A 23072-nucleotide genomic window follows, 5' to 3' on the forward strand; every position below is an offset into this window, starting at 1 on the left:
CCAAAAGGCCCCTCAGTTGAAGGTGCGCTTGCCTCCGGGGTGGCGCATGGTGCGGTAGGTGTAGACTTCCTGGGCAACGCCTGCGGAGCCTACCCCCAACCATTCGCAGCGGAATTTCAGGAACTTGCCGTAGGTCTTGTGGCCGATTCCGGTTTCCTTCATCAGCATTGCCACTGCACCGTCGGCCTGCGAGGCGAAGGTGTCGCGCACCGAGCCGTCGCGCAGCGAGAGGTGGCGCGAGACCAGCCAGACAATCGCATCCATGTCCTTGCGCTCGAGCAGCGTCAGCAGGATGTTCTCGAAGCTGAGCTCGCCGGAGGCGATCTGGATGCGGATCTCGTGCTTCGAGAGCTGCTCGCCGCCAATCTCCAGTCCCGCGTCGCGGTCGTCGGCAACGGCGCGGCTGGCGATCCTGGTCAGCGTCTCGTCGTCGTCGAGCGCCTTTTCCAGTTCGGGCGGCATCAGGGGGCAGTCGGTCTGCGAGATCATGCGGAGGTCGTCGCGGAAGCCGTCATCCTGGGCACAGCGGAGCGCCAGGGCGCCGAGCAGACGCTGGTCGGACCCGGCAAGGATCAGCAGCGCCAGCAGGGCGCGCACAGCGAATTCCGATCCGTCATTCTGCAGCAATGCGTTGAGAACGGGGAAGGTGCCGCGGGCCACCAGCGAATCGACCACCTCCTTGGGCACGCGGATGCGCCGGGCGATTGCCAGCCTGTGATGGTCGCTGCGCTTGCGCGACACCTCGATCAGCTTTTCCGTGCTGACGACGGGCGAATGTTCGAGCACCGGCTCGCACAGCTCGAAGGGCTCCTCGGCGAGGCGGTCGGCAAGCGGCTGGGTGATGCGCTCGGTGCGCGCCAGGCGAACGACAATGTCGAGGCGCACGGAATGTTCGAGCTGTTCGAAGACATCAAGGACAAGGCCGGAGAAAAGATAGCGCTCCGCGTCGGTCGGCTCGCGCTCCAGCTTGTCGGCATATTGGGCACTTAGCAGGCGAACGAGTTCCGAGCGAGCCGAAGGCTCACGGATACGCGCCAGTTCCTCCAGTCTGTCCCGGATCATGCCCCATGGTCCAATGCAGTCGTTTCAATTCGGAACAGATAACGGCAAACACGCCGTCCTCCCAAGAACAATCGTAGTTTCAGAGCGTTAAAATTACGTAGTGACACTTCCCCTGCGGCAGGAGCGCAGCTGTCCGCAATGACCCGGCATGAACCCGCCCGGGTCCCGAGCCTAGCTGAACAGGGACTGCTTTTCGCCGGGCGACAACTGGTCCATCGGATCGTCGCCGTCATCGTCGGACAGGGGAGCGGCGGATTTCACCGGCTTCGGGGTGTCCTCCGGCTCGACCTTGAACTCCGCTTCCCAGGCGGCGGTGTCCTCGTCGTCGATCATGACGATGTCGTCCTCGGGGAGGATGTCGTCCGCCGTGGTCTTGGCTTCGGGACGCTCGAAGACATCGGCTTCGGCAAAATCGATGTCGTCGAATTCCAGGCCGGCCGTGTAGTCGGGGTCTCCGGCGTCGTCCTCAGGGGCGGTCTGGAAGACGTCGGCGGGATCCTCGTCAGCCTCAACGGCAGGGGGCGGGGAGGCGAACAGCGCCTCGATCTCGTCCTGCGAGGCGGTTTCCCCGGCAAAGACCGAGGCGTCGTCCGCGTTGTCGTCGGCACCGGTTTCGTCTTCCGCGCGGATTTCCTCGACCTCGGCCTCCATGGCACTGGCCGCGGCCTCGAAAGGATCTTCCCCGGCTGCGTTCGTGTCCTTCTCGAGACTGCCGAACATCTCGTCGACGGCGTTCTGGGATACGCCCTTGCCGTCCATCTGGGGGCCGTTGAGCAGATGCGCGTCGGGACGCGTGTCCTCGACGAATTTCGTGTCGGTGGCGGTGGCGTCCTCGATGCCCCAGATCGAGATCATCAGGTTGATGCGCGATTCCAGGTATTGCAGCACCTGGACGATCTTCTGGGTGCGCTGGCCGGTCAGGTCCTGGAAGGAGCAGGCCATGAAGATCTCGGTGGCGCGCGCATCGATGTCGTCGCAGCTGGCTTCGTCGGCACCGTTCTCGCGCAGCGTCCAGGCGGTTTCCTGGATGGCTTCGGCGGCGGCGAGGATCTCCTGGGTGGCGCTTTCCGTCTTGGTGACGATCGCGTCGAGTTCGTTGGAGGCCTCGATGAAGCGGTTGCCGTCTTCCTGCTCGTGCTTGATGTTGGCGATCTCGCGCTTGGTGCGCTCGATGGCTTCCTGCATGTCGGCGATATCGAGGCGAATGCGGTCGATGTTCGGCACCGCGCGCTCGCGGGTCATCGCCTTTTCCAGCCGACCGATCGCCTCCAGCACCACCTGGGTGTCGGGCTTCTGGTTCCGCTTGGTGTATTCCTGCAGGAACCAGCGGCCGCGATCGGTATCCGTCAAGGCGGTCAGGATCGCGTCATAGTCGCTTTCCCGGATCGCGCTGGGCGTGCCCATGTCAGCCATCAGTATCGTTCCGCGTTCCTGAATTTTCCCGGTGCCGGCATGCCGACTGCGATCCCACATGCTTAATCGCCAAATCCTTAAAATCGGTATAGAACGCCAGTCCAACCGGAACACGGGTTCTCCATCCATGCCCTTGCGAGCCAGGGTTGCGGCGCTGTTCGCGGCCTATTTCTTCGGTCTCGGCCTGTTTCTCCCCTTCTTCCCGCTGGTGCTCGCAGAGGCGGGCCTGGGCGCAGGCGAGATCGGGACGCTGCTTGCCGTGCCGCTTGTCGTGCGGCTTGCGGCCAACCCGCTGATCTCCGCCGCCGTCGACCGTTTCGCCTCGCCCGGACGGGCCATTGCCCTGCTCAGCCTGTTGGCTGCAATCGCGTTTTCCGGATTCTTCGTGGTCACGGGCTTCCTTGCCAGCGCGCTTTTGCTGGTGGTGATTTCCATCGCCTGGTCGCCGCTGATGCCGCTGGGCGATGCACTTGCCGCGCGGGTCGAGCGGGAGGGCGCTGGCGACTATGGGCGCATGCGGATGTGGGGATCGATCTCCTTCATCCTTGCCAACCTTGCCGGGGGCGCGCTGGTCGGGCAATGGACCGTGGAAGTTGTGGTCGGTGGCATCGTCGCGGGCCTTGCGGGCGCCGCTCTTGCCGGCTGGTCGGTGCCGCTGGGGCGTGTCCGGGTCCTGGAAAACGAATCGGTCTCCTTCGTCTCGCCCGATCTTGCCCTTGCCGGGCTCGAGACGGAGGAGGCGGGGCGCGGCCGCCGCCGGAGCGGTCTTGCGGCGAAACTGCGCCTGCTGAGGGGCGAGGCGCGCTTCCTCGATGCCGGGTTCCTGCTCGTCGTGCTGGCGGCGGGCTGCGTGCAGGCGAGCCATGCCGCCTATTATGCCTTCAGCGCGCTGTTCTGGTCGGGGGTCGGCCTGTCCGGTATTTGGGTCGGTGGGCTTTGGGGGCTCGGAGTGATCACCGAGATCGGCCTCTTCGCGATGTCGTCAACGGTGAGGGCAAGGCTCGGCGTCACCGGCCTGCTGGCGCTGGGGATCGGCGGCGCCGTCCTGCGCTGGCTGCTGTTCCCGCTGGCGAGCGATCCGGTGTCGATCGCAGCCCTGCAACTGCTGCACGGGCTCAGTTTCGGCGCCACTCATCTGGGCGCCGTCGCCTTCGTCGCGCGCAATGCCCCGCCGCAATGGGCCGGGGCCGCGCAGGGGGTGATGTCGATGGCCGGCGGGGTGGTCACGGCCCTCGCGTCCACCGCCGCCGGCCTGCTCTACGCGAGCGGCGCGGTGCCGGCCTTCGCGGCAATGGCGGGGCTCGCCGCGCTTGGAGGGGTCTTCCTGGTCGCCGGCCTCGCCGTGCGGCGCGAGAGCTGAACCCTCGCGGCCGCGCCGATGTCAGCCCCAGAGCGCCGGTTGCGGGGGATGCAGCGTGCTGCCCTCGAAGACGAGGCCCGGTTCGCGGTCCTTGGCCAGCAGCAGCGGTGCGTCGAGGTCGACATAGTCGGCTCCTTGCGCGACCAGCGTCGCCGGCGCCATGGCGAGCGAGGTGCCGAGCATGCAGCCGACCATGACCTTGAAGTTCATCCGCCGCGCGGCGCGGGCCAGCACCAGCGCCTCGCTCAAGCCACCGGTCTTGTCGAGCTTGATGTTGACCGCGTCGTAGAGCGGTGCGAGCCGCTCCAGGTCGGCCGCGGTGTGCAGGCTCTCGTCGGCACAGACCGGGATCGGCCGGGCAAGCGTTGCCAGCGCGCCGTCCGCGTCGGCGGGCAGCGGCTGTTCGATCAGTTCGACCCCGGCGGCAAGGCAGGCGGCCATGTTGCGGGCGAACAGATCCTCGGTCCAGGCCTCGTTGGCGTCGACGATGAGGCGTGCGTCGGGCGCGGCGGCGCGCACGGCGGCGATGCGGGCATCGTCGCCCTCGCCGCCGAGCTTGATCTTCAGAAGCGGCCGGGTGCGGGCGCGGGCCGTGTCGTCGGCCATCTTCTCCGGCGTGCCGAGGCTGATGGTGAAGGCGGTGGTCATCGCCGTCATCGCGGATACGCCGGCAAGCTCGGCGGCGGAAACGCCGGCCTGTTTCGCGGCAAGGTCCCAGAAGGCGCAGTCGAGCGCGTTGCGCGCCGCGCCGGCCGGCATGGCGAGTTGCAGGCTTTCCCGGTCGAGCCCGCGGGCGATGTCCGGGGCGAGACGGGCGATCTCCTCCATCACCCCCTCCACGGTCTCGCCGTAGCGGGCATAGGGCACGCATTCGCCGCGCCCGCCATGCGGTCCCGATGTCAGGGTCGCCACGACGACATGGGCGTGGGTGCGGCTTCCGCGGGCGATGGTGAAACCGCCCTCGATCGGCCAACTGTCCGTTGCGACCGCCAGATCGACGGTCATGGCTGACCGAACTCGGCTGCGATCCGCTCGACGACGTTGTCGCAGCCGAAGCGGACGGGGTCGGTTGCGGGAAGCCCGTATTCGGCCTGCGTGGCGGCCAGCAGCTTGCGCGCCTCGTCCTCGCCGAGGGCGGCCGTGTTGATGCAGATGCCGACGCAGCGGATGTCCGGGTTGGTCAGCCGGCCGCAGGCGATGGTCAGGTCGATCACCTGCTGGATGGTCGGCAGCGGGGTCTTGACGCCGCGCATGTTGGTGCGGGTCGGCTCGTGGCAGACGATGAAGGCGTCGGGCTGCGAGCCGTGCAGCAGACCGAGCGTGACGCCGGCGAAGGAGGGATGGAACAGCGAGCCCTGACCCTCGATCACGTCCCAGTGGTTCTCATCGGCGGCGGGGGAGATCCATTCCGCCGCGCCGGAGATGAAGTCGGCGACGACCGCGTCGAGCGAGACGCCGCGGCCGGAGATGAAGATGCCGGTCTGGCCGGTGGCGCGGAAATCCGCGTCGAAGCCCTTCGCCCGCATGGCCTGCTCCAGCGCCAGGGCGGTGTATTTCTTGCCGACCGAACAGTCCGTGCCGACGGCGAGCACGCGCTTGCCGCTGCGCTTCGTGCCCTTGCCGGTGTCGAACCGCATGTCGGAATGGCGGACATCGTGCAACTGACGCCCGTTGCGGGCGGCCGCATCGCGGATCTCAGGCACGGAGGCAAGCCGCATGTGCAGGCCGCTGGCGATGTCGAGGCCGGCATCAAGCGCCTCGACAACCGAGGCGATCCAATGGTCCGGCAGCACGCCGCCGGCATTGACGGCGCCGATGACCATCGTCTTGACACCGGACTTCGCGGCTTCCTGGGGCGTCATGTCGGGCAGTTTCGCATCCGCCTTGCATCCGTCCAGGCGGAGCTGGCCATGGCACCAGTCCCGGCGCCAGTCGACGATGCCGAGGCCGGTCTTGGCCGCCAGCGCGTCCGGCACGTCGCCGAGAAACAGCAGATAGGGATGGGCGATTTCCATCGGATGCTCCTGATACCTGAAGAATGTCCGGCCGGCACGAGGGGAGAGGGGGCGTGTCCGGCGCGGGCTGCATGTCGCCGGCCCGCACGGCTGGACGCTTGCATCGGGGTCAAGGTATACGTGGGCGAGAGGAGGCTCGGCAAGGGGGGCGCGCGGCGGTGCGGCAAACCCTGCGGCAGCTTCCGACCTTTGCCCGGCGGAGATCCGCCGAGATGGCATCCACGACAATGGCAGAGGCGGATGACGGTCCACGCGGCGCAGGATATTCCACGGATTTCGGTCAGCGACCGGGAAGGCGACTGCCGGATCGTGATCGAGGGGCCGTGGACGATCCGCAACAGCGAAGCGATGGAGCTGGCCGTCGGCGAGTTCGCGATCCCGCGCGCAAATATGGTTCAGCTCGACCTGTCGCAGCTCAAGGGGCTCGATACCGCCGGAGCCTGGCTTATCCACCGCCTGCAGGCGGACATCGAGTTTCAAGGGGGGCGGGTCGAGCGAACGGGCGTGCGCAGCTCCTACGAGGCCCTCATCGGCGAGGTCGAGCAGCATCACCCGCCGGCCTGGAAGCCGGAGCGCCACCCTCTGTCGCTGCTTGGCATCCTGGAGAAGACCGGGCGCGAGGTCGTCGATGTCGGCGGCGACGTCAAGGCCGTGCTGCATATCGTCGGCTCGCTGGTCAGCGTGCTTTCCGGCGTCTTCCTGCGCCCTCGTAGCCTGCGTCTGGTGTCCGTTGCGACCCAGTTCGACCGGGCTTGCATCGGCGCAGTGCCGATCGTGCTGCTGATGAGCTTCCTGATCGGGGCGATCATTTCGCAGCAGGGCGGGTTCTACCTGCGCCAGTTCGGTGCCGACATCTACGTGGTCGATCTCGCCGGCGTGCTGGTGCTGCGCGAGATCGGCGTCATTCTCACCGCGATCATGGTCGCGGGCCGCTCCGGCTCGGCCTTCACCGCCGAGATCGGCTCGATGAAGATGCGCGAGGAGATCGACGCGCTGCATGTCATCGGCCTCAGGGTGACGGAAGTCCTGATCCTGCCGCGCCTGTTCGCCCTGATCCTTGCCCTGCCGGTGCTCACCTTTCTGTCCAACCTGGCGGCATTGTTCGGCGCCGGGCTGGTGAGCTGGATCTATCTCGACATCGCGCCGCGCGTTTTCATCGATCTGATGCAGGTGGCGGTTACCGTCGATACGCTGATGGTCGGGATCATCAAGGCACCGTTCATGGCGCTGATCATCGGCCTGGTTGCCTGCGTCGAGGGCATGAAAGTGGAAGGTTCGGCGGAATCGCTCGGGCACCACACCACGATGTCGGTGGTGAAGGCGATCTTCATGGTGATTGTGGTGGACGGGCTTTTCGCAATCTTCTTCTCCTCGATCGGAATCTGAATGCAGCCGGCAAGCGACAGTCTTCCCGCGCAGAACCCGGCTCCGGCCGGTCACGCGGGTTCGCGCCAGGTTATCCTGAGCGCCCGCGGGGTGACCGTCGGCTTTGGCTCGACGATTGTGCTCAGGGATCTCGACCTCGACGTCAACGCGCGCGAAATTCTCGGTTTCGTTGGCGGGTCGGGCACCGGCAAATCGGTTCTGATGCGTGCCATTCTCGGATTGACGCCGAAGCGCGCCGGCACGATCGAGGTGTTCGGCGTCGACCTGCAGAAGGCGACGCCCGACGAACGCCAGGAGGTCGAGCGGCGCTGGGGAGTGCTTTTCCAGCAGGGCGCGCTGTTCTCCTCGCTCACGGTCCGGCAGAACATCCAGGTGCCGATGCGCGAGCACATGCGCATGTCGCAGCGGCTGATGGACGAGTTGGCGCTGCTCAAGATCGAGATGGTCGGTCTGCCGCGCTCCGCGGCCGAGAAATTTCCGTCCGAACTGTCCGGCGGCATGATCAAGCGGGCAAGCCTTGCCCGCTCGCTGGCGCTCGATCCCGATCTGGTCTTTCTCGACGAACCGACCTCCGGGCTTGATCCGATCGGCGCGGCGGCCTTCGACGATCTGGTGCGCAAGTTGCGGGACACGCTCGGGCTGACGGTCTACATGGTGACCCACGATCTGGACAGCTTGCATTCCATTTGCGACCGGGTCGCGGTATTAGGAGAGAAGAAGGTGCTCAGGGTCGGGACCATCGACGAACTGATGAAGTTCGACAACGCATGGGTCCAGTCCTATTTCAACGGTGAGCGGGCGCTGCGGCGGGTATGAGCAGGAACTGAAAAAAGCATGGAAACCCGCGCGAACTACATTGCCATCGGCGCGTTCGTCTTTGCGACGCTCATCATCGGATTCGTTTTCATCTATTGGCTGGGAAGCCGCGCCGAAGGGCCGCGCGCGCTGCCGGTGAAGGTGATCTTCAACGGGGCGGTCACCGGACTGTCGGTCGGCGGCGCCGTCAACTTCAACGGCATCAAGGTCGGCGACGTCGGCGACCTGGGTTTCGACCAGCAGGATCCCAGCGTTGTCATCGCGACAATCCGTGTGCGCCCGTCGACGCCGCTGCGCAGGGACGTCAAGGCGACGCTCGGCTTCCAGACACTGTCCGGCATCGCCTATGTCGACCTTTCCGGGGGCACCACAGACGCGCCGCTGCTGCTCGATCCCGATGCCGAGGAGCCGCCGGTGATCCATGCCGAGCGTTCCGCCTTCGAGGACATCGTCGAGGGCGCCCGCGATATCCTGACCCGGGCCGATACAACGCTTGCCGCCGTCGAGAAGGTCGTCACGGACAACCGCGAGGAAGTGAACCAGATCATCGTCAACGCGCGCGTCTTTTCCGATGCGCTGGCCAAGAACGCCGACGGCGTCGACACGTTCATGTCGAGCGTGGCGAGCACCGGCGAAGCCCTGCAGAGCCTGTCCGGCCGGCTTGAGGGGCTCGTCGACAGCGCCACGGCAATCGTCGATGCAGTGCCGCCCGAGAAGGTTACCCAGATTGTCGACGACGCGGCCTCCGTCACCTCGAAGGTCGCCAATGCCGCGGACGGGCTTGTCGGCCTGATCGACGATGCGGAAAAGGCGGCGGAGGAACTGAAGCAGTTCACCGTGGGCCTGACACAGAGCCTTGGCGAGTTCGACAAGGTCATCGCCGCGATCCGCCCCGGTGCGATTTCCGAGATCGTCGACGGCGTGGCCGCCTTTACAGCGATCCTCAAGGACCGCTCCGACGATATCGACCGGCTCGTCGTCTCGACGACGCGCACGATGGAGAATTTCGAGAGCGTCAGTTCGGTCGCCGCAGCGAGCGAGGAGGACATCCGCAAGATACTCTCCGACGCGCGCGTGCTGGGCGAGCAACTGGTGGAGACCGTCGGGCGGATCGACCGGATCGTCGCCGCCGTCGATCCGCAGAAGGTGGCGAGTGTCGTCGCCTCGGTCGAGGAGCTTTCCGGGGGGCTTGCGACCCGCACGCAGACGATTGCGACGGCCATCGACAAGGCCGGAGAGGCGGTCGACAACGTCACCGAGTTCTCGCAGTCGCTGAAGGGGCGCGGGCCGGAGATCGACCAGATCCTTGCCGATGCGCAGGAGCTTGCCGCGAAACTCAATGCAACCGGCACACGGCTTCAGGGTGTCGTCGACAAGGTCGATGCCATGGTCGAGGGCGACGGCGAGGGGCTGGTCGCGGAAGCGACCCAGGCCGCTGCCTCGATCCGCAAGGTCGCCGACGTGCTGGCCGAGCGCGTCGGTCCGGTGACCAGCGGGCTGGAGCGGTTCACCACACGCGGCTCGGCCGACTTCTCCAGTGCGATGGCACAACTCAGCCGGACGCTGGTGGAGATCCAGCGCACCGTCGCCGATCTCAACCGTGACCCGCAGCGTGTGATCTTCGGCGGCGACGACAAGCCCACCTTCGGCGGGGCGCAAAGACGATGAGAATGCAGACGGGGTGGGGCATGCGGTTGGATGATGTTCGGCATGGCGGCCTGAGGCGCGCCTTCTCGGTGATCGGCCTCTCGCTGGTGCTCGTCGTTGCCGGCTGTGCGGGATCGAGTGCGCCGGATGCCTATTACGGCCTGACCACACCGCCGGCGGCGGAGACAGGGCGTGCGGGCCGGGCTGCCCGTGTGCAAGTGCTGGTTCCCGCGCCGCGCGCGCTGCAGGCGCTCGACACGGCCTCCATCGCGGTGGTCGATACGGGGCCGGTCTATACCTATTTCCCGAAAGCCGCGTGGACCGACACGCTGCCCAAGGTGGTGCAGGCGAAGATCGTCCAGTCGCTGGAAAACACGAGGGGTCTGCGCGGTGTCGGCCTGCCGGGCGAGGGGTTGCTGATCGACTACCAGCTGCAGAGCGACCTGCGTGCCTTCGAACTGCGCATCGACGGGCAGGACCGCGCCGTCGTGGAGATGATGGTTCGCCTCGTCAACGACCGCAACGGCCGCACCAAGGCGACCCGCATCTTCCGCACGGAGGTGCCTGCGAAGAGCACCAGCGTCACCGACGCGGTGGCAGCGATGAACGCGGCCGCCGACGCGGTGCTGCGCGAGATCTCCACCTGGGTGCTGTCCAACGTTTGAAGCTTCCGGCGTGGGGGATGCCAGAGCCGGACGCTGGCGAGGATCTTCCGCCGCGCCTGCCGTCCGTTTTTCGCGGCGGGTACCTATTCCGCCGGGGCCGGCGCGGCGCGGCGCCAGAAGAATGTCACCTCGTTGCCTTCGGCGGGATCGTCCGGCACCAGCCGCGCCAGGATCAGGCTGACGCAGGCCATGGCCGCGCCGATCAGGAAGACGGCGGCGGGAGAGACCAGCCAGATCAGGCCGAACAGCGCGGGAATGAACACGGCCGCGATATGGTTGATGGTGAAGGCGACGCCGGCGGTCGGGGCGATGTCGGCGGGGTCCGAGATCTTCTGGAAATAGGTCTTCATGGCAATGGCCACGGCGAAGAAAGCGTGGTCGATGACGTAGAGCGCGCCGGCCAGATGGGCGTTGGTGACGAAGGCATAGGTCACGAAGACGCCGATCAGCCCGACATATTCCACCGTCAGTGCGGTCTTCTCGCCGACCTTGCCGATCCATGAACCGATCTTGGGCGCCAGCAGCATGTTGACCGCACCGTTCAGCAGGAACAGGCCGGCGACCTCGTGCACGTCGTAGCCGAAGCGCTCGACCATCAGGAACCCGGCGAAGACGGTGAAGATCTGCCGGCGCGCGCCGCCCATGAAGGTCAGCGCGTAATAGAGCCAGTAGCGCTTGCGCAGCACCAGCTGCTTGCGCTGGGGCACGCCTTCGCGGAATTGCGGGAAGGCGATGACGAGGAAGGCCAGAACCACCAGCGTCAGCAGTCCGGCGATCAGGAAGACGGTGGCGAAACTCAGGTTGAAGGTCTTCCACGCGACCAGGATCATGCCGTAGGCGACCAGCTGCGCGAAGGCTCCGACCGCGAGGATCTTGCCCATGCCGGCCGCGGCCTTCTCCTTTGGCAGCCACTGCAGCGACAGCGACTGGTTCATCGTCTCGTAATAGTGGAAGCCGACCGACATGACGAAGGTGGTCATGTAGAAGCCCCATGTGCTGGGGAAGTAGCCGGTCGCGGCGACGCCGACGCCAAGCAGTGCCAGCGACAGATAGGCGAGCGTCTGCTCGCGAAGAACCAGAAGCAGGTAGATGGCGGTGAAGGCGAGGAAGCCGGGGATCTCGCGGATCGACTGCTGGATGCCGATCTCCCGGCCCGTGAAGTCGAGCTCGTGAACCGCGAAATTGTTCATCAGGTTCCACCAGGCGGCGAAGGACAACTGCATCGCCGCCGCCATGATCATCAGCAACACCAGCGGCGAGCGCCAGCCGGTGCCCCTGGGCGCGCCGGACGGGGGCGGGGCGCCCGGGACGGCAGCGCCCGCCTCGCTTGCGGCGAAGGCCGGTATCGTCTCCACCGGTGCGATGGAGGAGGTGGTGGGGCGACGGTCTGGCATCGGGTTCATCCGCAAGAGGAGACAGGAACGGCGGTACAGTGCGCCTGCGACCGGTTGGCAACCCGGAAGGGGGTGTTGGCCAGGAGGCGCCTGCAGTACCGCGTTGCCAATCCTCTACCGCGAAAGGCCGTCTGCGTGTTATCGCCATTTTGTCAATTTATGTCGATGAGGCGACGAATGCTTGCCCCCGCCGAACCGCTCCTGAACGCGCAGGCATGGTCCGGCGGGTGCCAACTTGTGGTTGGGGAGATGTCCTTGTCAGGCCCCGGCGCCCTCCGCCGCCGTGCGCGGGGTCCTGGCGTCGACGCCGGCGATGACCGTGATCGCCGCAAGCACCAGAACGGAGCCGCTGGCGAGGAACACGCTCTGGACGCCGCTCAGGTCGAGGATCAGGCCGCCGATTGCCGCGCCAAGGGCAATGGCAAGGTTGATCGCCGCGACCAGCAGTCCGCCGGCGCTTTCCGCCTCGTCGGGCACCGAACGGGCGATCCATGCGGACCACGCCACCGGAACCGTGCCGAAGGCCAGACCCCACAGGGCAATCAGCGTCAGGTCGATGGCGAAAGTTCCGCCGATCGTGGCCAGCAGGAAAGCCAGCACCGCAATCGTCAGCGGCATGATGGCGAGCGTCATCAGCAGCGAGCGGGCGACCAGCATGCTGCCCAGGTAGTTGCCGATGAAGTTGGCGATGCCGAACGCGAGCAGTGTCGCGGAGATTGCCGTGATGCCGATGTCGGTGACGGTCTCAAGGAAGGGGCGGATATAGGTGAAGAGCGACATGTGTCCGCCGAACACCATCAGCACGGCCAGCATGGCAAGCGCCACGCGCCTGCGTGACATAAGCTCGACCAGCATGCCGAAGCGCGCCCGGCCGCGCGAGGGCAGCGAGGGCAGTGTCGCGAACTGGAAGGCGAAGACCGCCAGGCCAAGCCCCGCCGCGCCGGCGAAGGCGACGCGCCAGCCGAACATGTCGCCGACATAGCTGCCGACAGGGGCTGCGAAGATGGTTGCGGCGGAGACGCCGGAGACCATGATCGACAGCGCCTTGGGCACGTTGGCCTCGGGAACGAGGCGCATGACGACGGCGGTGGAAAGCGACCAGAAGCCGCCCAGCGCCGCGCCCAGCATCAGCCGGCCGACAAGCAGGATCTCGACGCTCGTCGAGAAGGCGACGACGAGGTTCGAGAGGACCAGCAGGGCGGAGAAGCCGAGCAGCACCCGGCGCCGGTCGATCGACCGGGTGAGGGCGGCGACGCTCAGGCTTGCGACGACGCCCATGGCCGCGGTCGCCGTCACGGCCTGCCCGGCGAGGCCTTCGGAGATGCCGAGGTCCTGCGCCATGTCCGTCAGGAGGCTGGCGGGCAGGAATTCCGCGCCGACGAGGCCGAAAACCCCCAGGCACATGGAAAAGACGGCGGCCCAGGCAGCCGTCAGGGTTGCCGCCGGAGTGCCGGCGGCGCTGTGTTCGCTAGTCATTGAAGTCCCCATCTTAGGAGCGAGATGGGTGATAGATGGGTGGCATTTCCGGACGATCCATGACACATATTCTGCAATCATTGATCGAAAATCCGGAAATTGCCATGACCCTGACCATGTCTGCGGATCCGATCGGCGAGCTCTTGATGGGCATGCGCATGCGCGGAGCCAGCTACGGGAAGTTGCATCTCCCGCCGCCGCTGGGAGCCGCGTTCCCGGCCTCGTCCGAAGCCCGGTTCCACTTCGTTGCCGGCGGTACGGGGCTGCTGCGATCGCCCTCGGGAGAGCTGATGCCGCTGTCCTGCGGCGATGCGATCCTGCTGCCACGCGGCGACGAACATGCGCTTGTCTCGCGAACGAACGCCGAGGTGCGCCCGATCGAGACCTTTCTTACCGTGCCGCTGTGTCCGGGCATGTGTTCCTTCGAGCCGGGATGCGGAAAGACCTCTCCGGACAAGGGCGTGCTGATCTTTTCCGCCGCGATGCAGTTCGAGCTCGACACGCTGCATCCGCTGATCGAACTGATGCCGTCGGTGCTGCATGTCGGGTCGATACCGGGCAAGGAGCCGGAGGTGCGGCCGCTGCTTGACGCGATGGAGCGGGAGATGTCGACGAACCGGGCCGGAACGGCCGGTATCCTGGCGCGGCTGGCCGAGGTGGTCGCCGCCTCCGTCGTGCGCAACTGGGTCGAGTGCGGGTGCGGCGATGCCAGCGGCTGGGTCGCGGCCCTGCGCGACGAGCGGCTCGGGCGGGTGCTTGCGGAGTTGCACCGGGATCCGGGGCGCGACTGGACGCTGGCGGAAATGGCGACAGCCATGGGCAGCTCCCGCTCGGTCTTTGCTGAAAGGTTCGCCGCTGCCACCGGCAGGCACCACGCCGCTGCGCTACGTGGGCGCGCTGCGCATGCGCCTGGCCGCGCAGTGGCTGTCGCGCGACCGGATGTCGATCGACCAGGTCGCCCGCCAACTCGGCTACCAGTCGCAGGCGGCCTTCAGCCGGGCCTACAAGCGCGTCACCGGCCAGCCGCCGGGCCAGGCCCGCAAGGCGCGGTGAGGGGCGCACGGTCATGACGATCCCTGCCGAATATTCAAACGCCTCGGTCGTGTTCGACCGGTTTCTGGAGGATGCGCGGGACCGTGCCGGCCTTGCGACCCGCAACCAGACCTACACGATGGTCCAGGGTGTGCTCCAGGTCTTCCGGGCACGGCTTGAGCTTGAGGAGGCGATCCGCTTCGCCGGGGTGTTGCCACCGCTTCTTCGCGCGATCTTCATCGCCGACTGGGACCTGGACGCGCCAAAACGGGATTTCAGCAGCTGCGAGGAGATGACCGGCGAGGTGCAGGCCTTGCGACGGCATCATAACTTCTCGCCCGACACCGCGATTGCCGATGTGGCAGCGGCCCTTCGCAAGCATGTCGACCAGCAGGCCTTCGACCGTGCGCTCGCGGCCCTTCCCGCAGAAGCAGCTGCGTTCTGGGCGGTGCCCGCGTGACCAACGGATACCCCGGTCGGAGTGCCGACCAACCTATGAGGAGACCGCTTCCTCGTAGGCCCATACGCGGAACTCTTTCAGGACATGGGGACCGAAGGAGTTGATCAGCGGAATGTCCGCGGCATCCCGGCCGCGGGCGACGACAATCCGGCCGATCCGCGGGATGTTGTTGCGAGGGTCGAACGTGTGCCACTCACCGTCGAGAAACACCTCTATCCAGGCACTGAAATCCATCGGGTCGACCACCGGAACGCCAATGTCGCCGAGATAGCCGTTGACGTAGCGGGCAGGGATATTGAGGCATCGGCAGAATGCCAGGGCAAGGTGGGCATAGTCGCGGCAGACGCCGACGCGCTCTTCAAAGGCTTCGAAGGCCGTGCGGGTCGCTCTGGCCTGCATGTAGTCGAATTGCAGGTGCCGGTGGACGAAATCGCAGATCGCCTGCACCCGCTGCCATCCCGGTTGCAGCGACCCGAACAGGTCCCAAGCCGTCTGGCTCAGATGGTCGGTTTCGCAGTAGCGGCTGCCCATCAGGAAGACGAGGCAGTCGTCGGGCAGGTCCTCGACCGGCATCTCGCGGGCGCCGTGCCGGATCCGGTCCGTGCGGCCACTGTCTGCGACCGTTGCATCGCTGCGGATGGTGAACGCGCCGCTTGGTGCGACCAGCCTGCGGCACCGGTTGCCGAAAAGGTCGCGATAGAGGGCCGTTGGCACGGCGGGAGAGGTGTCGAGGGTCTCCGGCACCCGGATGTCGGGGGTGCGCGCGTCCTCTATCGACATCAGGCAGACCAGCGCGGTCGGCTGCTGGCATTGCAGCCTGATCTCGTAGCCGCAGCGAATGAGCATGTTCGGGATCGCTCCCTCCATTAGGTCGTGAACTGATAATTCTGGCGAGAAACGGTCTGCGCGAACCTGTTCGGATACAAGGAGCAAGACCGCAGGAAACCATTCGGTTTTCAAGGTTTTGCGACGCCGTTGCCGGCAGGTTCGCACAGACCCGAAGGGCGTCGGTCCGGCTTCGATCTGCGGCGTCGGACCGCTCGGCCGGGGGACTTGCCCCGGCCATCACGCTCCTCCTGGCATATCATTGCCGGGCCAGACGCCGTTTCCGGCACAATTATGAGTCCACGACCTAGCGGAAGTCGGAGGCGTTCAACGTGTAGGAGGACCGGCGGCGGCTTGTGTGGATCGTGCGCGCGACGTCGTGAATGGTGGCGCGCAGCCGGTCGAAGGCCGACAGGCAGTCGGCCTGGGAGGCATCGAGGCGGGCGGTGGCGCCGCCCGCTTTCGCAAGTGCGTCGGCTTCTATGAAGAAGGGGACCTCGAACACGCCGTCATGGCCGATGAAACGCACGCCTTTGCGACCTTCGTCGAAGCTCCGGCTGGGGTTGGGAAAGCTCAATGTCATGAGAGACCTCCGGTCCTTCGCCAGGTCGCCAGCAGGAATGCCGAAAGCCCGCGCCGCGGCTTTGCTTGCGCGGCGTGGCGATGAGCGCGGTTTCTGGTGTTGCGATCATTGAGGAACAGCATGCCGTCGGTCGCATCGGAATGACTGAGGCCGGTCATGTTGCGGCCGTTGGACGTCGCCGGGATCCCTGTATAGACGTGATAGATTGTCCAGGTCCGGTCCTTCTCGATCCGTCTGCCGAAATGCTGGTCCATGCGGGCGGGCCGGGATGCGCCACCCTCGTTTTCCCAGATGGCGATGGCCGCCACGTTTGGCTGGCGGTCGGGCTCATGTTTCACGGTTTTCATCATTGTCGTTCTCCGGTTGGCCGTGACTGTTGCTGAAAAGGCAGGAATGAAGCGCCGCGCCCCCGGCTTCGGTGATCGTCATGCCGTCCGGTCGCTGCGGCATTCCGAGCGTATCGAGCAGGCGTCCGGCGATCGCGATCGCATCGTCCCGATCCACGGCATCCACCGTCTCGCGCCCGACAACGGCATGTGCCTTGTCCGTTTTCCGGAGCCGGAAGAATTCAATCACGACTTTCATTGCCTGCTCCTGAAACGGCCGACCGGACCTTCAGGCCTTGCTCTTTTCGCGCTGGCCGGTCGAGGCCGAGATCACCGAGAGCTTGATCCGATTGGCAAATGGCGCTTCCGGTTTGGCTTCCGTCTTCGTCTGCTTCGGTTTGCGGATTTCCCGGTTGCTACGCTTCTGTCCCTTAGCCATGCCCAAACGTCCTTTCCATCAAGGTTGCCTTCGCGTTGAGGCCTGTCGTGTCGACGAGCTCCAGCTCGTCCTGGAGCGCCACCCGCTCGTGATTTTCCTCGGCATTGCGGATCCGATACTGCGGGGCGCCGGCGGATGCCGGCATCATGCCGGTGATGCGGTAGACCTGCGTCTGTCCGGTCGTGTTGCCTATCGCGCTTTTCAGGCGGACGGATTGCCCGACACTCAGGAGATGCTCTCCCGCATCACCCGCGGACTGGCTGGCATAGCGTTGCCGAAAACTTGCCGTGGTCATTGTGGATCGTCCTTTTCACTTATGGCATCGACAGTTGCGGGATCGACCCGCACCATCTGTTGCGTTGTTGCCCTGGCGCCGATCGCCGGCAAATGGATGAAGGTTCCGACCCTGCGCCAGGCGGTCCAGGAAAGTCCCTCGATCAACTCGTCCTCCCGGTCGATCCGGTACTCGCCGGGCGGTTGGGCGTCGGCAAAACCGTCGAGCCGAAAAGGGGTCGGGAAGTGGAGGATGCATTGCGTGGTGCGGGTGGTCATCTTGTCGACCTTCAGGGTGCCCGCATGAACGAGCCCATGGCTCTCGCGGACCGGTCGGGCAAACAAGAGGTGATGGCCACGCCGATGGCAAGTTCGGCGCCGTTTTTGCGGAGTTTTCCGGGCTGTGTATTTTCTGGAATTATCTTTTAGGTACGAGTTTTATTTTGATATTTAATTAAGTCTCAAATAAGGCGACTTTGAATATATGCGTTTATATCTGTCTTTTATTTTCAGGTTTGATGTTTTTTAGGGCACTGGATCTGTTTTTATTTTTTCAGTCTACGGCGCACGGCTGCGTGACGCGCTGACGGAAGGACGGACAGAAGGTCCGGTCAGAGGCCTGGCGGGGGCATGGCGTGGCCAGGGCATTGCCTGTATGGTTCCGGGAACCGGCGTTCCGATACCCACGGTCCCATGATCCATCCGCTGCGTCAGACGAAGTTCCCGGAGGAGCATCCGGACCCGATCATCTCCTATGTGGGGACGGAGCCGGCCGGCTCGGTGACGCGGCCCCATGCCCACGGGCGGGCGCAGCTCTTCCACATCCTGCGCGGGTCGGTGACGGTTGCCACGCAGGGAGGCAGCTTCGTCGTACCGCCGGAGCGGGCGATCTTCATTCCACCGGGCGTGCTGCACCATTCCAGCTATCACACGGAGACGGAAGTCCGTTTCCTGTACATGCGCCCCGAAGGGCTTCCGGCGATGCCGGAGGAGCCGTTCGTGGTCCAGGTGACGGCATTGCTGCGCGAGTTGATCCTCGCCTTCATGGCCTGCGCACCCGACTATGACGCGGACGATGCGACCGGGCGGCTTGCCGCCGTTCTGGTCGACCAGATCGCCACCTCCCATGTGGCGCCGCTGCATCTGCCCATCCCCGAGGAGCCGCGCCTGCGCGAAGCGATCCGGCCGTTGATAGACGATCCGGCGGCCGGTCTTTCCGCTGCCGACCTGGCGGGGCGGGCGAACCTGTCCCTGCGCTCTTTCGAACGGCATTTTCCGGCCGCGACGGGGCTTTCCTTCCGCGCCTGGCGACGACAGGCGAAGCTGATGAAGGCGGTCGAGTGGCTGTCGCAGGGAATGGCTGTCGGTGAAGTGTCGGACCGGCTGGGCTATGAGGGGCCGAGTGCCTTCGTCGCCACGTTCAAGAAGTCCTTCGGGGTGACGCCGGGGCGCTATTTCAGCCGCTGACCTGGCCGTAGCCCGGTCTGTCTCGCTGGTCGCGCTTCACGTCCGTGGGATCGAGCCCCTCCGGCAAGGGCGCCGGAGGGTCCGTGTTCGCAAGCCGCGGTGCTCAGGCGCTGCGCACCTGCAGCAGGAAGCGGTCGACTTCGCCGCGCAACCGCTCGGCCTGGCCGGAGAGTTCGCCGGCGGAGGCCAGGAGCTGCTCACTGGCGCTGCCGGTTTCCATCGCGGCGGCGTTGACGCCGGTGATGTTGCCGGTGACGTCGCTCATGCCGGCAGCGACCTGCTCGATGTTGCGGGCGATTTCGTGGGTTGCCGCGCCCTGCTGCGTGACCGAGGAGGAAATCGAGGTCGAGACGGCGCGGATCCGTTCGATTGTTTCGCCAATGGAGCTGATCGCGGTGACCGTGTCGCGGGTCGAGGTCTGGATGCCGCGCACCTGCTGGCCGATGTCCTCGGTCGCACGCGCCGTCTGGGAGGCAAGTTCCTTGACCTCGGCCGCGACGACGGCGAAGCCGCGCCCCGCTTCTCCGGCTCGTGCCGCCTCGATGGTGGCGTTGAGCGCCAGAAGGTTGGTTTGCTCGGCAATGTCGGTGATCAGCGCGACCACCTGGCCGATGCGCTCGGCCGCCGACGACAGTTCCCCGACCTTCTCGTTGGTCGACGAAATATTGTCGACCGCGACGAGGGAAATTTCCTGGGAGTCCGTCACCTGGCGGTTGATCTCGGCGATCGAGCTGGAGAGTTCCTCCGCGGCGCCCGACACGGCCTGGACATTGGCGGAAGCCTCTTCCGCCGCCGAGGCGACGACCGTCGAGCGTTCCGACGTGCCCGAGGCATTGGCCGAAAGGCTGCGGGCCGATGCCAGCATCTCGGTCGCCGCCGAGGCGACGGTCTCGACGATCCCGCCGATCGCGGCTTCGAACTCGGAAGCGAGTTTTTCGCGGGCGACACGGGCCTGCCTGTCGGCCTGGGCCTGGTTCTCGGCCTGGGCCGCCTCGAGACGACGCACCTCAAGGGCGTTGTCCCTGAACACCTGGACGGCGCCGGCCATGTCGCCGATCTCGTCGCGGCGGCCGGTATAGGGCACCTCCATCTCGAGATTGCCGTCGGCCAGGACGCGCATGACATTGCTCATCCGTCCGATGGGCGTGGAAATGGTGCGGGCGAAGAAAAAGCCGGCAAGGCCCATCAGAAGGACGACCGCGCCGCCGATCATCAGGAACTGCATGCCCATCTGGTCGATCGGACGCTGCACCTCCGCCTCGTCGATCTCCGCGAGAAGGGCCCAGTTGACGCCCTCGAAGGTGAGCGGCGCAAAAGCCGCGAGCACGGGTTCGCCGCGATAATCGGTCGAGCTTGCGACATCGGTCTTGCCGGTGAGCGCCGCGCGAACGGAGCTGGTGTCGGAGCGGCGGGCAAGGATCGTGCTCGCCTCGCCCGGCTTGCGGAACCGGCTCTCGGAGCGCATCAGGAAATCGGTGCCGACGATGTAGGTTTCGCCGGTCTCGCCAAGACCCGTCGAGCGGGTCATGATCTCGTTGATGCGGTCGATGGGCATCTGGAATATGAGCGCGCCCGCGAAGCTGCCGGACGCTCCGACAACCGGTGTGCCGATAAAGCTTGCCGGAGCATTGCTGGACGGCGCGTAAGGGGCAAAGTCGGAGAAGGCGAAGCTGCCCGGTTTCGTGCTTTCCTTCACCTTGCGAAAGACTGTAGCGATGTCGGTCGACTGCCACTCACCGCTCGCAAGGTTGGTGGCGAAATCGTTCTCCTTGAAGACCGAGTAGACGATGTTGCCGGCGGCATCGACAAGGAAGATGTCGTAGTAGCCACGCTGTTCGAGATAGTCGCGGAACCAGGGATGGTTCGCGCCATGAACCTTGCTGTAGGCACTGCCGTCGCCGGCTGCGTCGAGCTTGTGCTTCTCGCCCAAGGGGTTCGGATTGCCGGTGATATAGGCATTTCTCAGGGCCGGACTCGACTTGCCGTCATTGCCGGCCTCGTCATAGGTCGACTGGAAACTTGCCAGGGCCGTCCGGACAAAAGGATTGCTCGCGGCGAGTTGCAGGTCCTCCTCGATCGACCGGAGATAGCCGCTGATCTCCGCGCGGCGCGAGTCGACCGTCGCACGCATGGCCTCGAGCGAGGCGGCGCGCAGATGGCTGCGGGAGGACTGGTAGCCCACCACACCTGTGACAATGGTGGCGGCGGCAACCGAGATCACGACCAGAAGCGGGATCTTACTCGAGATTTTCAGGGAGATCATAGGCGCCACCATCCTTAGAATGTGATGTGGTGAAATTACCTATTCATCCTTTCTTTCTGATTAATTCATCAACGTCATTTATGCTTATGTTCATAATCGTGATAAGTATCATGAGCTTGAGATCGGCGAAATTATTCAAGAATACAACCCTTGATGGAAATAATGACGGCTATTTCCATTTCACGTTACCGAATCGGGAGAGAATCAGTCTGGAGAAGTGCAATCGGCAAACCGGTCTCTCCTTCTTGCGTTTTCAGGAAGAGGCTTTCTCCAGCAAGTAGTGCTCCAGCGTCTTGCCGGCCTCCAGGATGTGCAGGGATGTCAGCTGCAAGGCGGCTTCCGTGTCGCGGCGATAGCAGGCATCGAGAATGGCACGATGCTCGTCCGACGATTTCACGAGGTAGTCCAGCCGGGCAAGGGTGAAGCGCATGTAGCGATCCGCGACGTCGTGCAGGCTCGAGATATGGGCCAGCAGACGAGGCCTTTCGCAAGGCGCGTAGAGCGTGATGTGGAACGCCTTGTTGAGGCGGCCGAATTCGGCAAGGCCGGCGCTCGCGATCCGGTCCTGCAGCGCCGCCGCCTTGTCGATATGCGCGTTGGAGAGATGCGGCAGCGCCAGACGCATGGCGAGCAGCTCGGCCGCCTCGCGCATCTCGAAATTCTCCCGCAATTCGTTCGCGTCGATGGGGGCGACGACGGCGCCGCGATTGGGCGCCAGCTGCACAAGGCCTTCGCCGGCAAGCACGCGCAGGGCCTCGCGGATCGGCATCCGGCTGGTGCTGTAGGCCCTGGCCAGCTCTTCCTGGCGCAGGGTGCTGCCGGGTTTCAGTTCGCCGGCGATGATCGCCTGGCGGATCTCCCTCACCAGAAGTTCGGTCCGATCGCCTTTTCGTGTGTCGCCGGTCGTCATGGAGGAAAGGCCTAGCAGGCACCTGATTGACAGACAAGACAGGATATAGCATCACATACTCGTATCTTGGATCCAAGATGGAGTTTTGTATGACTGTCTCTCGACTTGCACACATTCCCGGTATTGGCGTCGACAGGATGGGCAATGCGGCGGATGCCGCCGGGGTCGCTGAAATGCTCCGGTTGGAAAATCTCGACACCGACATTCCGCCACCACAGGCCGCCATCGAGGCAACGCTGGCGGCCGTTCGCCGGGACGACGCCAACAGCTATCTGCCGTTCCTGGGCATTCACGACCTGCGAGCGGCGGCGGCAGCGAGGGTCTCGGCGACCGCGGGACGCGACTACGATCCGGAAACCGAGTGCATCGTCTCGGCCGGGGGGCTGTCCGGCGTGCTCAACGTTCTTCTGGCGGTGCTGGAGCCGGGCGACGAGGTGGTCATCACGGACCCGGCCTATGCCGGTCTTCTCAACCGCATCCGGCTTGCCGGCGGGGTACCGCGTCTGGTGCCGCTCCAGGTGGTGGACAGGCGCTGGCGGCTGGATCTGGAGGCGCTGCACGCTGCGGTCAACGACAGGACCCGGGCGATCCTGACCATGAGCCCCTCGATGCCGAGCGGCATCGTGCACACGCGCGAGGAATGGGCGGAGATCACGGCGGCGGCCGAGCGGGCGGAGGCCTGGATCATCCACGATGCGGCGATGGAGCGTATCCTCTTCACCGGCGAGCCGGTCATGCATCCGGCCTCTTTCGGCACTGTCGCGGAACGGGTGATCACGGTCGGCTCCGTTTCAAAGGAGTACCGGATGATCGGTTGGCGGGTCGGCTGGATCGTCGGGCCGGAGCCGATCATGAAGGATATCGGTCTCGTCAGCCTGACCAACGTCGTGTGTCAGGTCGGCATCGGCATGCCGGGGGCAGCCGCCGCGCTTGCGGCGGAGGATGACGGGGTTGCCGCGGCAACCACCGAATGGCAGGCGCGACGGGACACGATTGTCGACGAACTGTCCGGCCTGCCGGTGGTCATTGCGGACGGGGGCTGGTCGCTGCTGATCGACACGAGGGCCCTCGGCATGGATCCGGCAGACGCTTCCGCGCGCCTTTTCCGCGACGGGGCCGTTGCCGCGACGCCGATGACCGGCTGGGGCGCGGAGGACAGCGCCGGACGCTACCTGCGTTTCGTCTACGCCAACGAACCGGTATCCCGGTTGCGCGGCCTGCGCGAGCGGGTGCGAAAGGCATGGCTCCTGTGAGCGAGGG

General features: G+C 65.5%; 24 protein-coding genes and 1 pseudogene. 10 read left to right on the forward strand and 15 right to left on the reverse strand.

The window, feature by feature from the left end; translation table 11 throughout:
- Positions 1-12: 12 nt before the first annotated feature.
- Entirely contained in the window at positions 13-1062 is a 1050-nt protein-coding gene (locus tag RBB46_RS14805) for a DUF2336 domain-containing protein (RefSeq protein ID WP_306029789.1), read from the reverse strand.
- A gap of 171 nt (positions 1063-1233) precedes the next feature.
- The gene (locus tag RBB46_RS14810) at positions 1234-2475 is read right to left on the reverse strand and encodes a protein phosphatase CheZ (protein WP_306029790.1); all 1242 of its coding nucleotides are present in this window, start codon (positions 2473-2475) and stop codon (positions 1234-1236) included.
- A 127-nt stretch (positions 2476-2602) separates the two neighbouring features.
- Here RBB46_RS14810 and RBB46_RS14815 point away from each other — a divergent pair, with 127 nt between their 5' ends.
- The gene (locus tag RBB46_RS14815; protein WP_306029791.1) at positions 2603-3835 is read left to right on the forward strand and encodes an MFS transporter; all 1233 of its coding nucleotides are present in this window, start codon (positions 2603-2605) and stop codon (positions 3833-3835) included.
- A gap of 21 nt (positions 3836-3856) precedes the next feature.
- Here the strand turns inward: RBB46_RS14815 and dgcA are convergent, their stop codons facing one another.
- Together dgcA and dgcN are read right to left on the reverse strand one after the other, a co-directional pair.
- Positions 3857-4840, reverse strand: coding sequence for an N-acetyl-D-Glu racemase DgcA (dgcA, locus tag RBB46_RS14820; protein WP_306029792.1), 984 nt, complete (start codon positions 4838-4840; stop codon positions 3857-3859).
- Positions 4837-5850 (reverse strand): N-acetyltransferase DgcN, encoded by a 1014-nt coding sequence (gene dgcN / locus RBB46_RS14825; protein ID WP_306029793.1) that lies wholly within the window; start codon positions 5848-5850, stop codon positions 4837-4839. The genes dgcA and dgcN overlap by 4 nt, the downstream gene beginning before the upstream one ends.
- A gap of 240 nt (positions 5851-6090) precedes the next feature.
- Between dgcN and RBB46_RS14830 the strand changes: the two genes are divergently transcribed.
- Genes RBB46_RS14830 through RBB46_RS14845 form a run of 4 tightly spaced genes read left to right on the forward strand, consistent with a single transcriptional unit; the run spans position 6091 to position 10364 of the window.
- Positions 6091-7236, forward strand: a complete 1146-nt coding sequence (locus tag RBB46_RS14830; protein ID WP_306029794.1) for an ABC transporter permease — start codon at positions 6091-6093, stop codon at positions 7234-7236.
- Positions 7237-8052: an ABC transporter ATP-binding protein gene (locus tag RBB46_RS14835; protein ID WP_306029795.1), complete on the forward strand. Its 816-nt coding sequence runs from the start codon at positions 7237-7239 to the stop codon at positions 8050-8052.
- 18 nt (positions 8053-8070) lie between these two features.
- On the forward strand, positions 8071-9720 hold the full coding sequence (locus RBB46_RS14840; RefSeq protein WP_306029796.1) for an MlaD family protein: 1650 nt from the start codon (positions 8071-8073) through the stop codon (positions 9718-9720).
- A 20-nt stretch (positions 9721-9740) separates the two neighbouring features.
- Positions 9741-10364 carry an ABC-type transport auxiliary lipoprotein family protein gene (locus RBB46_RS14845; protein ID WP_306029797.1) on the forward strand — a complete coding sequence of 208 codons (624 nt, stop codon included), beginning with the start codon at positions 9741-9743 and terminating at the stop codon, positions 10362-10364.
- 83 nt (positions 10365-10447) lie between these two features.
- On the opposite strand, the gene RBB46_RS14850 is transcribed toward RBB46_RS14845, so the two are convergent.
- A complete protein-coding gene (locus tag RBB46_RS14850; protein WP_336623166.1) occupies positions 10448-11758 on the reverse strand; it encodes an MFS transporter in 1311 nt (436 codons plus the stop codon).
- A 258-nt stretch (positions 11759-12016) separates the two neighbouring features.
- A complete protein-coding gene (locus RBB46_RS14855) occupies positions 12017-13234 on the reverse strand; it encodes an MFS transporter (RefSeq protein WP_306029798.1) in 1218 nt (405 codons plus the stop codon).
- A 158-nt stretch (positions 13235-13392) separates the two neighbouring features.
- Between RBB46_RS14855 and RBB46_RS14860 the strand changes: the two are divergent.
- From RBB46_RS14860 to RBB46_RS14870, 3 genes and pseudogenes are all read left to right on the forward strand, one after another.
- Positions 13393-13866: pseudogene (locus RBB46_RS14860) on the forward strand (cupin domain-containing protein); the annotation flags it as partial.
- A gap of 271 nt (positions 13867-14137) precedes the next feature.
- The gene (locus tag RBB46_RS14865) at positions 14138-14287 is read left to right on the forward strand and encodes an AraC family transcriptional regulator (protein WP_306029904.1); all 150 of its coding nucleotides are present in this window, start codon (positions 14138-14140) and stop codon (positions 14285-14287) included.
- A 13-nt stretch (positions 14288-14300) separates the two neighbouring features.
- Positions 14301-14726 carry a DUF2267 domain-containing protein gene (locus RBB46_RS14870; RefSeq protein ID WP_306029800.1) on the forward strand — a complete coding sequence of 142 codons (426 nt, stop codon included), beginning with the start codon at positions 14301-14303 and terminating at the stop codon, positions 14724-14726.
- A gap of 33 nt (positions 14727-14759) precedes the next feature.
- On the opposite strand, the gene RBB46_RS14875 is transcribed toward RBB46_RS14870, so the two are convergent.
- The 7 genes from RBB46_RS14875 to RBB46_RS14905 form a co-directional block, all read right to left on the reverse strand.
- Positions 14760-15572, reverse strand: coding sequence for a transglutaminase family protein (locus RBB46_RS14875; RefSeq protein ID WP_306029801.1), 813 nt, complete (start codon positions 15570-15572; stop codon positions 14760-14762).
- Positions 15573-15858: 286 nt separating this feature from the next.
- Positions 15859-16134, reverse strand: coding sequence for a DUF1488 domain-containing protein (locus RBB46_RS14880; RefSeq protein ID WP_306029802.1), 276 nt, complete (start codon positions 16132-16134; stop codon positions 15859-15861).
- A complete protein-coding gene (locus RBB46_RS14885) occupies positions 16131-16481 on the reverse strand; it encodes a hypothetical protein (protein WP_306029803.1) in 351 nt (116 codons plus the stop codon). The genes RBB46_RS14880 and RBB46_RS14885 overlap by 4 nt, the downstream gene beginning before the upstream one ends.
- The gene (locus RBB46_RS14890; RefSeq protein WP_306029804.1) at positions 16462-16719 is read right to left on the reverse strand and encodes a hypothetical protein; all 258 of its coding nucleotides are present in this window, start codon (positions 16717-16719) and stop codon (positions 16462-16464) included. Before RBB46_RS14890 ends, RBB46_RS14885 begins: the two co-directional genes overlap by 20 nt.
- Positions 16720-16749: 30 nt before the next feature.
- On the reverse strand, positions 16750-16899 hold the full coding sequence (locus tag RBB46_RS14895; protein WP_306029805.1) for a hypothetical protein: 150 nt from the start codon (positions 16897-16899) through the stop codon (positions 16750-16752).
- Positions 16892-17194: a hypothetical protein gene (locus RBB46_RS14900; protein WP_306029806.1), complete on the reverse strand. Its 303-nt coding sequence runs from the start codon at positions 17192-17194 to the stop codon at positions 16892-16894. The genes RBB46_RS14895 and RBB46_RS14900 overlap by 8 nt, the downstream gene beginning before the upstream one ends.
- Entirely contained in the window at positions 17191-17451 is a 261-nt protein-coding gene (locus tag RBB46_RS14905) for a hypothetical protein (RefSeq protein WP_306029807.1), read from the reverse strand. Before RBB46_RS14905 ends, RBB46_RS14900 begins: the two co-directional genes overlap by 4 nt.
- A gap of 414 nt (positions 17452-17865) precedes the next feature.
- Here RBB46_RS14905 and RBB46_RS14910 point away from each other — a divergent pair, with 414 nt between their 5' ends.
- Positions 17866-18639 carry a helix-turn-helix domain-containing protein gene (locus RBB46_RS14910; protein WP_306029808.1) on the forward strand — a complete coding sequence of 258 codons (774 nt, stop codon included), beginning with the start codon at positions 17866-17868 and terminating at the stop codon, positions 18637-18639.
- Between the two features lie 103 nt (positions 18640-18742).
- On the opposite strand, the gene RBB46_RS14915 is transcribed toward RBB46_RS14910, so the two are convergent.
- The gene (locus tag RBB46_RS14915) at positions 18743-20902 is read right to left on the reverse strand and encodes a methyl-accepting chemotaxis protein (protein WP_306029809.1); all 2160 of its coding nucleotides are present in this window, start codon (positions 20900-20902) and stop codon (positions 18743-18745) included.
- A gap of 253 nt (positions 20903-21155) precedes the next feature.
- Positions 21156-21812, reverse strand: coding sequence for a GntR family transcriptional regulator (locus tag RBB46_RS14920; protein WP_306029810.1), 657 nt, complete (start codon positions 21810-21812; stop codon positions 21156-21158).
- Between the two features lie 89 nt (positions 21813-21901).
- Between RBB46_RS14920 and RBB46_RS14925 the strand changes: the two genes are divergently transcribed.
- A complete protein-coding gene (locus tag RBB46_RS14925) occupies positions 21902-23065 on the forward strand; it encodes a pyridoxal phosphate-dependent aminotransferase (protein WP_306029811.1) in 1164 nt (387 codons plus the stop codon).
- The last annotated feature ends 7 nt before the right edge of the window (positions 23066-23072 follow it).

It is taken from the genome of Stappia sp. MMSF_3263, assembly GCF_030733745.1.
Taxonomy (GTDB): Bacteria; Pseudomonadota; Alphaproteobacteria; order Rhizobiales; family Stappiaceae; genus Stappia.